This is a genomic window from Pseudoalteromonas sp. RW-H-Ap-1 (assembly GCF_048318575.1).
In the GTDB taxonomy this organism is placed as follows: domain Bacteria; phylum Pseudomonadota; class Gammaproteobacteria; order Enterobacterales; family Alteromonadaceae; genus Pseudoalteromonas.
Genome location: NZ_CP166996.1, coordinates 1,463,452 through 1,475,675, shown reverse-complemented (window position 1 = coordinate 1,475,675; position 12,224 = coordinate 1,463,452). Strand labels below are relative to the sequence as shown.

Genomic DNA, 12,224 nt, shown 5'->3' with positions numbered 1-12,224 from the left:
AACCTGAGCTAAATTCGGTGCGTATTATCGCCTAATTATTACTTTTTAGCAACCGGCGCCATCATCATAACCATTTGACGGCCTTCAACACGATTTGGGAAAGATTCAACAACTGCTAATTCTTCTAAATCGGTTTTAATACGGTTTAATAATTCGATACCAATTTCTTGGTGAGCCATTTCACGACCACGGAAGCGGATAGTTATCTTAGCTTTATCGCCAGCTTCTAAGAACTTACGTAAGTTGCGTAGCTTAACCTGATAGTCACCTTCATCCGTGCCAGGACGGAATTTGATTTCTTTAATCTGGATCTGCTTTTGCTTCTTCTTCTGCTCTTTTAGTTCTTTGCTTTTTTCAAAGATGAACTTACCGTAATCCATAACCTTACAAACAGGCGGCTCAGCATTTGGACTGATCTCTACAAGATCAACACCCGCTGCATCAGCCATAGCTTGCGCGTCTTTTAATGACTGAATTCCAGCTTGTTCGCCGTCGATGTCGATTAAACGAACTTCTTGCGCTGTAATTTCTTCGTTAATACGATTTTTTTGAGCTGTTTGTTGCCCTTTCTTGCCGCCTCTAATAGTACGTTCCTCCAAGAATATCAATAATATAAGCGTGTAGCTGGCTATTTTTGCTTGCCCTACACGCTCGATTTTTACTGTCGATTTTTGATTTCTTCACTGATTTTAGCTACAAAATCATCGACATTAAATTTGCCTAGGTCTTCACCTGTGCGAGTTCGTACTGCTACTTCTTGTTGCTCAACTTCTTTGTCGCCAACAACCAATAAGTAAGGAATACGCTTAAGTGTATGTTCACGGATTTTAAAGCCAATCTTCTCATTTCTCAAGTCAGCAGCGGCTCTAATTCCAAGTTTATTTAATTTTTGTACAATTTCCTGAACATACGGTGCTTGTTTATCGGTGATATTCATAATCACCACTTGCTTAGGCGCAAGCCACGTTGGGAATAAACCAGCATATTCTTCTGTTAAAATACCGATGAAGCGCTCAATAGACCCTAATATAGCGCGGTGTATCATAACAGGCGTACGTCGTTCGTTATTTTCAGCCACATATGTTGCGCCTAAACGACCAGGTAATGCAAAGTCTAACTGCACTGTACCACACTGCCACGCTCTGTCTAAGCAATCGTACAAAGTAAATTCAATTTTAGGGCCATAAAACGCCCCTTCACCTGGTAGGTAATCAAATTCAATGTCGTTTGCTTTAAGTGCATCAGCAAGTGCAAGCTCAGCTTTATCCCATACGTCATCATCGCCAATGCGTTGTTCAGGGCGAGTAGAAAGCTTAACTACAATTTTTTCAAAACCGAATGTCTCATATGTATCATAAACCATCTTAATACACGCTGACACTTCGTCCATTACCTGTTCTTCAGTACAAAATACATGCGCATCATCCTGAGTGAAGCCACGCACACGCATTAAACCGTGAAGTGCGCCTGATGGCTCATTACGGTGACAACAACCAAACTCAGCCATACGCAGTGGTAAATCACGGTATGATTTTAGACCTTGGTTAAATATTTGTACGTGACCTGGGCAGTTCATTGGCTTAATTGCGTATTCACGCTTTTCAGATTCCGTAGTAAACATGGCTTCTGAATATTTTTCCCAGTGACCTGATTTTTCCCATAACGAACGGTCCATCATCATTGGACCTTTTACTTCTTCGTATTGGTACTCACGTAATTTTTCACGCACAAATTCTTCTAATTCACGGTAAATGCTCCAACCATCGTTGTGCCAAAATACCATGCCTGGCGCTTCTTCTTGCCAGTGCCATAAATCAAGTGCTTTACCAATACGGCGGTGATCACGTTTTTCAGCTTCTTCTAAACGCTTTAAGTACGCTTTAAGTTGTTTTTTATCGCCCCACGCTGTGCCGTAAATACGCTGCAGCATTTTATTTTCAGAATCACCACGCCAGTATGCACCTGCTACCTTCATAATTTTGAAGTTTTGACAGAATTTCATGTTAGGAACGTGTGGTCCACGACACATATCTACGTATTCTTCGTGGTGGTATAAGCCTGGACGATCATCTTGAGCAATATTTTCGTCAAGAATTTCTATTTTGTATGTTTCGCCACGCGCCGCAAACGTATCGCGTGCTTCTTGCCAGCTAACGGTTTTTTTCACTACATCGTAGTTTGTTTTTGCAAGCTGTAACATACGCTTTTCAATCGCATCAAGATCATCTTGAGATAACGAATGTTCCATATCAATATCATAGTAAAAACCGTTATCGATAGTAGGACCAATCGCCATTTTAGCGTCTGGGAAAAGTTGCTTAACTGCATGACCAATTAGGTGGGCACAAGAATGGCGAATAATTTCTAAACCATCGTCATCTTTTGCTGTAATAATTTCAAGACGAGAGTCGGCTGAAATTAAATCACATGCATCCACACGTTCGCCATTAACACGGCCGGCGATGGTTGCTTTAGCAAGACCAGGGCCAATATCGTTTGCAACATCAAGCGTGCTTACAGGGTTTTCAAAACTACGCTGACTACCGTCAGGGAGAGTAATAACTGGCATTATAAATCCTTACATACAGTGGTGACACCTACAATGTATCACGTGTATTTTTTAATTAATTAAATGAGAATGACTCGACAACGCTTTTACGAATAAGCATTGACTATTTTTCGCCCTAAAAGGCTAATGTAGATGCTGAGTCTGCTCAACTACAAAAAAGATATTGTCGCGTGCTGTAGCATTAATTACAAGTTTTAAGCTATTAAAAAACACGCATTTTTAACATAAATATGTAATTAATAACTTTTCTTCAGTTACGCCGCATCAAATTAACGTAAAGCACTATATTAAAACACTACGCAAAGTGCTTAAACTCGCATTTTAATGCGTGTTGCGTATAATAACCGGTAATTAAGTTATAGTAGAGATTAACAATGAGAACATGTGGTGTAGAAATTACCGGTAGCGATGTACTACTTTGTATTTTAAGTAAAGATAACGACGTTTTTGATATTCGTGACGTGCGCCAAACACGCTTTACCTTAGGTAACGGTAACGACACTGAAATAATGCGTAAATTTCAATTTGATTTTGCAAAACTAATGCAAGATTACCAAATTGATTCTGTTGCCATTCGCGAACGCCAGCCTAAAGGTAAATTTGCAGGTAGCGCTAAAGGGTTCAAAATGGAAACAGCTATTCAATTAATCGACAACCTCGATGTTCGCGTGTTTTCAACTACTGAAATAAAAGAGCAAGTAAAACGCAACCCAATCCCTATCGCGTTCGAAGACACTGGCCTTAAAAAATATCAAGAAAATGCATTCGTTAATGCTTACGTTTATATCATGAAAAAAACCTACCGCAGCGACGAAATGTAAATTAATTTCCCTTTTTGTAGAAACGCGTAATAGCTCAATATTACGCGTTTTTTTATGTCTAAATTTTCAAATACAAGTGTAAGACATTAGTCTAACCCTCTTCCCTTTGTCGACAATTCGTGTTTATTTAATCAACAAGCCTTGGATAGATAAAAACATGGAGAATGTCATGAAAGCGACACAAACAGTGCTAAAAGAAGTAGAACAAATAAACACTATACCGCTATCAAATAGTTATTTTAAGGGGAGTCAAAGCACACCGCTAATAGAGCAAACTATTGGAGAATACCTTGACACAATTGTCGACAATAACCCGGAGGCATTGGCAGTTGTTGTTGCCCATCAAAATATTCGCTTAAGCTATAGGGAATTTCAGCAACAGATTGATCAGCTTGCTATGGGTTTGTTGGCATTAGGGGTAAAGCCCGGTGATAGGGTCGGTATTTGGTCACCTAATAATATACAGTGGTGCTTAACTCAATTTGCAACGGCTAAAATCGGCGCAATCATGGTGTGTATTAACCCAGCTTACCGCCCAAATGAACTGCAATATGCCCTTAATAGTGTTGAATGTTCCACGCTTATTACTGCCACAGCGTTTAAGGGCAGTCACTATATTAATATGCTACAAAGCTTAGCCCCAGAGCTAGATAGCTGCCAAAAAGGGGAATTAAAAGCCGCTCAGCTTCCTTCATTAAAAAATGTAATTTGCATAGGTGATGAGCCAGTAAATGGCATGTTTTCATTTAATGAAGTACTCGCTTTACCCTCAGAAGCCCACCAGTTAGAACTTCAAGCTGTGGCTAAAACCCTCAATTGCAATCAAGACATTAATATTCAGTTTACCTCTGGCACCACAGGAAACCCTAAAGGGGCTACGCTAACGCATAAAAACATTCTTAATAATGCACTGCTTGTTGCCCAAGCAATGCATTTTACTGAACATGATAAGCTGTGTATCCCTGTACCACTTTATCATTGCTTTGGCATGGTTTTAGGCAGCTTATTGTGCGTAAGTAAAGGCGCTGCAGCTATTTATCCAAGTGATTCTTTCGATCCAAAAACCACATTAGAGGTGGTACAACAAGAAAAATGTACCGGGCTTCATGGCGTGCCTACTATGTTTATAAGCGAATTAGAGCTTAATAACTTTAGTGATTATGACTTAAGTACATTACGAACCGGCGTTATGGCAGGCTCAACCTGCCCCGAACAAGTCATGCGTAAAGTACAAACACTGATGAATATGAACCAAGTCGTTATAGCTTATGGACAAACAGAGTGTAGCCCAATCAACAATATCACTGAAACCGACTCATCAATTGAACGTCAAGTCACCACGGTAGGAAGAGCACTTGCACACACTGAAGTAAAAATTATTGATGAACTGGGTGAAATTCAAAAAATAGGCCAACCCGGTGAAGTCTGTAGCCGTGGAGCTGGCATTATGCGTTGCTATTGGAATGATGAAGAAAAAACCAAAGCCACTATCGATGATCAAGGTTGGTTACATTCAGGCGATTTAGGGGTAATGGACAGTGAAGGCTTTGTTAGTATTGTTGGCAGAATTAAAGACATGATTATTCGCGGTGGTGAAAATATATATCCCCGTGAGATTGAGGAGGTTTTATACACCTACCCAGGGATACAAGATGCGGCGATTTTTGGTATTACCGATGAAAAATTTGGCGAAGAAGTGTGTGCCTGGATCCAGCCTAAAGAAGGTGAAGTACTTGATGAGCAAGCAATTCGATTATTTTTAAAAGACAAACTCGCCTACTTTAAACAACCTAAATACATTCGCTTTGTTGAACATTACCCGATGACGGTAACCGGCAAATTGCAAAAATTTAAAATGCGCGAACAAATGCAAGAAGAGCTCGCCGAATCTGCATTTTCGTAATAATTAACGGCTACTTTATTACAATGCAACGATTAAACGTTGCATTGTATTTTAAATATAAATTACCAACCTAAGGCTCAGCAACATTAGAAGATGCGTATTTCGAATTTTAAACTCTCTATTTTCTTTCGCACCTAGTGATATGGAGCAGAATAAACAACAAAGTCCAGTGTAATAAACATTCTAGCTTGCTTAAATGTGTAAAATCTAAATGTTGAGCTTCTTTTTATTTGAAGCGCTTCTAACTTTATTTGCAATAGGCCTTTCAAACAATACGTACGATAGATGCGCAAAAAAAACACTCAGACTTAGTGATAGCAACAGTTTAAGTTCAATATTTAAATTAAACTCATTCACCATTCCAATAATAGGCATATGTAATAAATAAAATGAGTAAGACACTTTACCTAAAAAGTCACCAACCTTATTTGCTAAAAAAATATTGTTGTCTGGGATTAAAAAAACAACACAAAAGAATACTGTACTCATAACAAATAGAACTTCATAACTAAGCCACATTCTTTTCTTGTCTCCCTCGTTAATAGGTGAAAACTCAGGATACAATAAAGGTATTAAACACAAAGCTAATATAAACCAGTTGCTCTTCATATAACTCGGCACTTTAAATAATTTGTAATGCAAACCAAATATAACGCCAATAAAAAAGTACGGTAACGTTCTTAAAGTACTAAATATGTTGTAATGAATACTTTTAATTTCACCAAATACTCTTGGGAAGTCAGCCAAGTACCAAAACATCATAAAAGTCACAATTAGCAAATATATATACCCTTTTCTATCGCCTGCTAAAAACCAAAAAACGAGTAAGATTATATAAAATTGTATTTCTGGTGGAATTGTCCAAAGTACGCTTTCACCATGCATGAACAAAAGGTGACCTATTAGCGAATTAAGATCAGTTATGTTGTATAAAATGTCATAATTATTTTGAGTTAATAAGTAAGAGCTAAAAACAATTACAAGGTACAGAGGTAAAACTCGTCCGGCTCTAGCTAATACGTATCGTTTAATGTTCGCTCTGCTAAATTTGGTATCTAAATAGAGAAATGACATTAAAAACCCACTAAGAAGGAAAAATAACATTACGCCATAGGCTCCTGAACCGCCGCCTAGGGAACCATTTAACCAATGAGTAATATCTGAAAAGTGGGTAACAAATACAATAAGGGCAGCTAAAGCTCTTAGAGAATTTAATTTTCTAATTTCCATGAAGTTGATGTAATCCTTAGCTTATTATTTTTTAAAATTGTTTAAATTGAATTATCGGCTATGTGAACTTAGGCTTATACGATACTACTGAAGCTTTTTACGTTTGAGCCACGCTTTAACGGGTACTATCCATTCTTTTCTCGGTGTGAAAAAAGCGCCATGTTCTTTACCCGTTGAAATAGATATTTCTGTGTAAGAACTAACAGTATCAATACTCCTAGCAACGACATCGTCACATGAACCAACAGAGTCAGAAGTTTCATAGACTGAAAATAAATGACCATAAATAGCTATTTCTGCTTTTTTAGCTAATCCACTGGTACAAGCTGCTAAGATAACAACGTTAATATCCATGTTTTTTAAATGGCTCGATGTAATTGCCGAAATAAACCCGCCGCGAGAAAAGCCAACTAGCGAAATATTGCTCGCAGGTACGCCATTTTTTAGTAATTTAGTTACTTGTTTAGATAGCTGTTGAGCGTAGTTAAAAGGGTGAGTCTTAGCTGGCCGATGAGTAGCAATTAAATAATAGCTTGAGTCGGCAAGTTCCTGTTTAATCGCTGGAAAGTTATATTGCCCCCAACGCTCATGGGTAGGTGTGGGATCTGTACCCTCTACAATTAATCCGTGAGAATAAAAAACATAGTGATCTGATGGATTTACTTTGTCTGGGAGGCTCTCATATACTTTGCCACCATAGCTAAATGAACTAAAAAGGAAAGTAAAAATAATAAACAGCTGTTTTTGAAACATCTCATACCTTTATAATTTAATAAGCATTTGAAATATAAGTAATTACCTTGCAACTTTAGCACCAAGTACTAAACTCGGATCAACTCTTTGGTTGTCTTTAATTACTTCAAAGTGCAGGTGAACCCCTGTCGTTTTACCTGTATCACCAATGATACCGATAACCTGCCCTGCTTTAACCCAAGAGCCGACTTTAGCGTCACTCGATTCTAGGTGCGCATATAACGTTTGATAGCCACTTTTATGTTGAATTAATACAGTATTCCCATAGTTCGAATGCAAGGTTTTGTTACCTGAAACAACTATGATTCCATCTGCAGCAGACAGCACAGGGCTTCCTCTTTGAGCAACATAGTCTATACCTCTATGCGGTTTATAATCTCTGACCTTGCTTATGCTACGAAATGTTGAGCTGATCGTATGGCTATTTAGTGGATGTTGCCAAGTGAGCTTCCCTGTCATTGCGGGGTCTTTTAAAAATGTATGCAGACTAAAAATAACCAGTATCATTAAGGAGAACTTAAAAGTTAAAGCAAGTTTGCTTTTACTCGATGGCGAAGCAATGTTTGAAAGCCTCGCTTTGTAATCATCAGCACAAAGCACAGCAGAACTAAATTGAGCGACTGGATTGTTGTTACCAAATTGAATGCTCTTTTTTAATGATTGCAGCAGTGCCTTAGCATAATCATGTTTGTTGAGATTAAAGCGACATATTGTATGTCTATCACACCTATGCTCCATAGCGCGAATAAACTGCCATTCCATCTTTTTAACAAATGGGTTTATCCATAAAACGATGCATAAGACCCTCCATAAAAGAATCGTAATATGATCTTTGTTTGTAATATGGGTTAGCTCGTGCTGAATCAAAATGCTTTGCTGATCTTTATTTAAGGATGAAAAATAATGAGGTAGTACAACATAGGGTGTTGTTATACCAATGACAAAAGGGCTGTGGTTTTGCGAGGAAATGACAATCTCCACCTTACTAGTCGACAGCTCATTTATTAATTCAGAAGATCTCGTTAAGCTTTTGAGTTTCTGCCATACAAGCAATAATTTAACGAGTTTTAAGCTGGTAAAACCAAAGTAACCAGCAATTAGCGCTGTTGCGACTAAATCCATCTTCTGCAAACTTACATGGGTGATACTGGCTTGCTTTACTATTTGTGCATTTTCCAAACTAGAGCTTATATAATCCAAATCAGGGATAGGTATATTAATAGTGCCAAGAGATAAAGGAATAAAAGGTAAAAAGCTGGCTAAAAGCGCAGACCACCAAATACTTGGCGAGGTATTATCGTGCTTGGTTATATAAGATGAGCAAACATAAACAAGCCCAGAAAATATAAGCCAAGGAAAAATACTATTTACAATGAATTGAATAATGAAAGAGTCCACTACTTTTGTTTTTCATCCTTTGAAAGTTGATTTAACAATTCCTCTAATTCATCGACTTCAGCTTTATTTATTAAACGGCTATCAGCGAACATAGTGACAGGGAGTGGTTCATCTAACTCTAAGACATTGGTTGCGAATTCCTGCATATAAGATGCTAGCGTCGGTATTTTCTCAATTAATGCTTTAAAGGTTTTTTTGTTGCCAGAGGAGCCCACCTCTAAAATTCCTTTATTGCCCATTCTTTCTAAGGTTTTACGTGTAGATGAGTATGACCAGCCATACTTTGATTCTAAGTGTTCATGAATTTCTTTGGCTGTACGTGGCTGTTTTTTCCAAAGTAATTTTAGGATTTCTAACTCTGTTGAATTGGGTTTCATATAAACACTCAAGAGATGTGACTTGTGTCGCACTTTAACATCCTGTATGTTAAAACGCAACACCGTGACATGTGTCGCACTTTGAGTTTGAAACTGGATAAAAAGTTGGATGAACATCAAGTTACTGTTTATCAATCTAAAATGTTTCAACTTTAACATTATCGATAGCAAAGGATTTAGCCAAAATGAAACCGACTACTTTTTTGACAATATTCAGTTTAAATTTTTCCTCCTCGTGTTTTGTAAAATACTTAGCTTTAATTTTTATGCTCAATATAATTTGCAGCAATCTTGCACTAGCTGAAGGCCATCGTTTTGAAATTGCTAACAGTAAAGTAGTAACAATTAAATCCACAGTGCTGGGTAAAAAATACGATTTATATATAAAAGTACCTCGTAGTTATTTCTTAGTAGAGAATAAATCTAAAAAATACCCTGTACTTTACTTAAATGATGGACCTTATACTTTTAAAGTAGCTGCTGGTGTCACTCATGTACGAGACATGGATAAAGTCATTATTGTGGGTATTTCATTTGCTCACGGAGAAGACGGTCAATTTAGTCGAGTTAGAGATTTAACACCTGTCGTTGATCAGAGCTGGACAAAATACACCACAGGTGGAGCAACTGAATACTTAGCATTTATTGAAAAAGAAATCTTTCAGTACATTGAGCACAATTACCGAGTTAACACTGAACAAAGAATATTGTCTGGGCAATCATTGGGGGGATCTTTTGCCGCTTGGGTACTGTTGACCAAGCCTGAGTTGTTTTCTACTTATATCTTAACCAGCCCTTCACTCTGGTTTAAGAATAATTGGATATTTGAGTTAGAAAATAGATATGCCCAGAAAAACACATCCCTGCAGGCCAATGTATTTATAGCAACTGGCGCATTAGAAACGTTAGAAAATGGCATGAAAGAAGATATGGTCGCAGGTCATGTGAAGTTTGCGCATCGATTGCGCTCACGTAATTACCAAAAATTAAAGCTAGAAGAGGAAGTTGTTGAAGGAAGCGATCATTACTCGACCTTTCCTATTGGGCTATCAAAAGGATTGGTAAAATTTTACCAATTACAGAAATAATCGCTAGTACTTACCTATCAAATAAACTCCAAATTTATTAGTTGGCATTATCAGTTAGATATGAGGTGAATAAAATCTAAAGACAGTCACTTTATTTATCTGTTAAAACTGTACCAAATTTAAAATACAAGTCCGCTTTTACATATTGAATTTTTAGAATGGGTGCCAGCTTAAGCTAACGTAAACAATTAGAGGATGTTGGCAAACCTAAAAAATGGCTATCATTGCTTGTATTAGAAATGCTGGTGATCTTAAATTTAGTGCTAACAGACGATAAAAAATGACAAGCGGCCGTTGCTTAAAAATAGCTATTAATGCCATCGTCTCTTTTTAAAAAAGCTTTTATATTTGCCCTGGCGTAATACATGCAAAAGTACGAAATTCCCGTGTCATATGAGCCTGATCACTAAATCCAAATTGGTGAGCAACATCCGCTAAGTTTGCTTTTTTGTGTGTTCGTAAAAAGCGGGTTGTTTTTTTAACCCTTAAAATGCGCTGATAATGTTTGGGTGTCATTTCTAGCCAAAGTTTAAAAATACGCTCAATTTGCCGTTGGCTCAAATCAATACTTGCACTGAGTTGCCCCGGCGTTTCGTCCTGATCGATATGCATGAGTGCTTTCTTCAGAGGGTCTGGAATTACTTTGGTAAAATCAAGGTTTTTATCTGCCCAGCGGTGCAGAGTTTCAATTCGCCTTTCAATGTCTTTTTGAACTCGGAGATCATTATAAACCCCATAAAGGTTATAAAGCTGGCCTTCTTCTGGCAATAATAGCGTTGGCTTGTCGTAATGCTGTCCCAAAACACCATAGCAAATGGCTGGATGGAAACGAATGCCTGAGAGTTGCGCTCCAGATTGCATAACAATATTCTCAGTCTGTTTATTTATCCCAAGCATAATGACACCTTCCGGCAGAGTTTCATTGCCAATCATCACGTCACCAACAAGATTAAAAATAATGCCGCTGCCTGCATCAGAATACAACGGCTTTACTATCGGAAGGGGGTGCTGTACAGATACTGACCATACCCCCTGCACAAACGCAGACAGCTGCCCTGATGGTTGAGACAACTGAAAATTAAATGCCTGTTCAAATAATTTATTACGGTTTATAGCTGCCTACCTCTGGCATAAACGTCTTAGCAATTCGATTCCAGCTATTGATAGCATTAATCGCAATGGTCAAATCCACTACAGCTTTTTCACCTAATACTTCTACCGTATTCTTATAGAACTCTTCGTCTACGGGGTTAGCTAGGGTCAAATATTCAGCCCAATCGAGCGCAGCTAGTTCTGTCTTAGAATATAAAGGCATCTTACGCCATGCACTTAAGCCAATAATACGTTCATGAGTTTCCCCATGACTCAATGCGTCTTTGCTGTGCATATCAATACAAAAAGCACACTGATTCATCTGCGACACTCTTAGTTTAATCAATTCCCAGATCGGGATTGTTACTGTTTCTGAAATACTAAATTGCTTACGCAGATAGTCTTCTTGGTTCATCAGAATCTGTATTGCTTTAGGTGCTAGCTCAAAATAATTTGCACGAAAAAACATATCTCACCTCCTTAAATGTAGTTGGAGCTAAGATAGCTTTTGTCTCAATATAGGTATTGAATATTTTCGACACGTATTCATTTTAAATTTAAGCTGGGGTTGGATTAGGCCTTTTAACGTCATATTAAGCGCACTAAACAGTGGTTTCAATATGTAATGGTTCAGAGCCTAACCAACTGTTTTAGAAAAATTAAAATGGATTTTATATAAAGTTAAGCACCTAAATAGTAGAGTCATTATTATTTATAACATCGTTTTTGAGTGCCAAAACTGCGACAAATATTAAACCTAATAGTGGTATAAATGACAATAAAAAACCAATAAAGGTTGTTGTTTTAACATTTTGGGTTTTACGTTTACCGAGATAAAAGCTTAAACCAGTTATTACGATCATTGATATAAAAATAAATAGGCCGAGAATTGTTGCATTGATATTCATACGAAATTCCTTTTTGCATGTCACAGCTTTATTTGAGGACAGTTTCTCTATTTTCACGAAAAACATCTTCATTTTATGAACTTAT

12 protein-coding genes are annotated in these 12,224 nt (G+C 37.5%); 3 read left to right on the top strand and 9 right to left on the bottom strand.

Annotated elements, in window-relative coordinates; genetic code table 11:
* Window positions 1-38: 38 nt before the first annotated feature.
* Both infC and thrS read right to left on the bottom strand, forming a co-directional pair.
* Entirely contained in the window at window positions 39-599 is a 561-nt protein-coding gene (gene infC / locus AB8618_RS06860) for a translation initiation factor IF-3 (RefSeq protein ID WP_008466946.1), read from the bottom strand.
* 59 nt (window positions 600-658) lie between these two features.
* On the bottom strand, window positions 659-2,569 hold the full coding sequence (gene thrS, locus AB8618_RS06855) for a threonine--tRNA ligase (protein WP_413401902.1): 1,911 nt from the start codon (window positions 2,567-2,569) through the stop codon (window positions 659-661).
* A 374-nt stretch (window positions 2,570-2,943) separates the two neighbouring features.
* Between thrS and AB8618_RS06850 the strand changes: the two genes are divergently transcribed.
* Window positions 2,944-3,390: a DUF3010 family protein gene (locus tag AB8618_RS06850; RefSeq protein WP_010389888.1), complete on the top strand. Its 447-nt coding sequence runs from the start codon at window positions 2,944-2,946 to the stop codon at window positions 3,388-3,390.
* A gap of 169 nt (window positions 3,391-3,559) precedes the next feature.
* Window positions 3,560-5,293 (top strand): AMP-binding protein, encoded by a 1,734-nt coding sequence (locus AB8618_RS06845; RefSeq protein ID WP_413401900.1) that lies wholly within the window; start codon window positions 3,560-3,562, stop codon window positions 5,291-5,293.
* Window positions 5,294-5,500: 207 nt separating this feature from the next.
* Here the strand turns inward: AB8618_RS06845 and AB8618_RS06840 are convergent, their stop codons facing one another.
* The 4 genes from AB8618_RS06840 to AB8618_RS06825 all read right to left on the bottom strand — a co-directional run bounded on the left by AB8618_RS06840 (window position 5,501) and on the right by AB8618_RS06825 (window position 9,051).
* A complete protein-coding gene (locus tag AB8618_RS06840; protein ID WP_409425341.1) occupies window positions 5,501-6,523 on the bottom strand; it encodes an acyltransferase family protein in 1,023 nt (340 codons plus the stop codon).
* An 84-nt stretch (window positions 6,524-6,607) separates the two neighbouring features.
* Complete coding sequence (locus AB8618_RS06835; protein ID WP_409425340.1) at window positions 6,608-7,276, bottom strand: alpha/beta hydrolase; 669 nt, start codon at window positions 7,274-7,276, stop codon at window positions 6,608-6,610.
* Between the two features lie 42 nt (window positions 7,277-7,318).
* Window positions 7,319-8,674 carry a peptidoglycan DD-metalloendopeptidase family protein gene (locus AB8618_RS06830; protein ID WP_409425339.1) on the bottom strand — a complete coding sequence of 452 codons (1,356 nt, stop codon included), beginning with the start codon at window positions 8,672-8,674 and terminating at the stop codon, window positions 7,319-7,321.
* Complete coding sequence (locus tag AB8618_RS06825) at window positions 8,674-9,051, bottom strand: BlaI/MecI/CopY family transcriptional regulator (protein WP_138608539.1); 378 nt, start codon at window positions 9,049-9,051, stop codon at window positions 8,674-8,676. The genes AB8618_RS06830 and AB8618_RS06825 overlap by 1 nt, the downstream gene beginning before the upstream one ends.
* Window positions 9,052-9,236: 185 nt before the next feature.
* On the opposite strand from AB8618_RS06825, the gene AB8618_RS06820 reads away from it, so the two are divergent.
* Window positions 9,237-10,139: an alpha/beta hydrolase gene (locus AB8618_RS06820; protein ID WP_409425338.1), complete on the top strand. Its 903-nt coding sequence runs from the start codon at window positions 9,237-9,239 to the stop codon at window positions 10,137-10,139.
* Between the two features lie 342 nt (window positions 10,140-10,481).
* Here the strand turns inward: AB8618_RS06820 and AB8618_RS06815 are convergent, their stop codons facing one another.
* From AB8618_RS06815 to AB8618_RS06805, 3 genes are all read right to left on the bottom strand, one after another.
* A complete protein-coding gene (locus AB8618_RS06815; protein WP_409425337.1) occupies window positions 10,482-11,210 on the bottom strand; it encodes an AraC family transcriptional regulator in 729 nt (242 codons plus the stop codon).
* A 31-nt stretch (window positions 11,211-11,241) separates the two neighbouring features.
* Window positions 11,242-11,700: a carboxymuconolactone decarboxylase family protein gene (locus AB8618_RS06810; protein WP_409425336.1), complete on the bottom strand. Its 459-nt coding sequence runs from the start codon at window positions 11,698-11,700 to the stop codon at window positions 11,242-11,244.
* Between the two features lie 220 nt (window positions 11,701-11,920).
* Complete coding sequence (locus tag AB8618_RS06805; RefSeq protein ID WP_409425335.1) at window positions 11,921-12,139, bottom strand: hypothetical protein; 219 nt, start codon at window positions 12,137-12,139, stop codon at window positions 11,921-11,923.
* Between the last annotated feature and the right edge of the window lie 85 nt (window positions 12,140-12,224).

Bases quoted from the DNA above. Each gene is read 5' to 3' on its own strand.
- thrS (WP_413401902.1), bottom strand. From the start codon at position 2,569: ATGCCAGTTATTACTCTCCCTGACGGTAGTCAGCGTAGTTTTGAAAAC.
- AB8618_RS06850 (WP_010389888.1), top strand. From the start codon at position 2,944: ATGAGAACATGTGGTGTAGAAATTACCGGTAGCGATGTACTACTTTGT.
- AB8618_RS06845 (WP_413401900.1), top strand. From the start codon at position 3,560: ATGAAAGCGACACAAACAGTGCTAAAAGAAGTAGAACAAATAAACACT.
- AB8618_RS06840 (WP_409425341.1), bottom strand. From the start codon at position 6,523: ATGGAAATTAGAAAATTAAATTCTCTAAGAGCTTTAGCTGCCCTTATT.
- AB8618_RS06835 (WP_409425340.1), bottom strand. From the start codon at position 7,276: ATGTTTCAAAAACAGCTGTTTATTATTTTTACTTTCCTTTTTAGTTCA.
- AB8618_RS06825 (WP_138608539.1), bottom strand. From the start codon at position 9,051: ATGAAACCCAATTCAACAGAGTTAGAAATCCTAAAATTACTTTGGAAA.
- AB8618_RS06820 (WP_409425338.1), top strand. From the start codon at position 9,237: ATGAAACCGACTACTTTTTTGACAATATTCAGTTTAAATTTTTCCTCC.
- AB8618_RS06810 (WP_409425336.1), bottom strand. From the start codon at position 11,700: ATGTTTTTTCGTGCAAATTATTTTGAGCTAGCACCTAAAGCAATACAG.
- AB8618_RS06805 (WP_409425335.1), bottom strand. From the start codon at position 12,139: ATGAATATCAATGCAACAATTCTCGGCCTATTTATTTTTATATCAATG.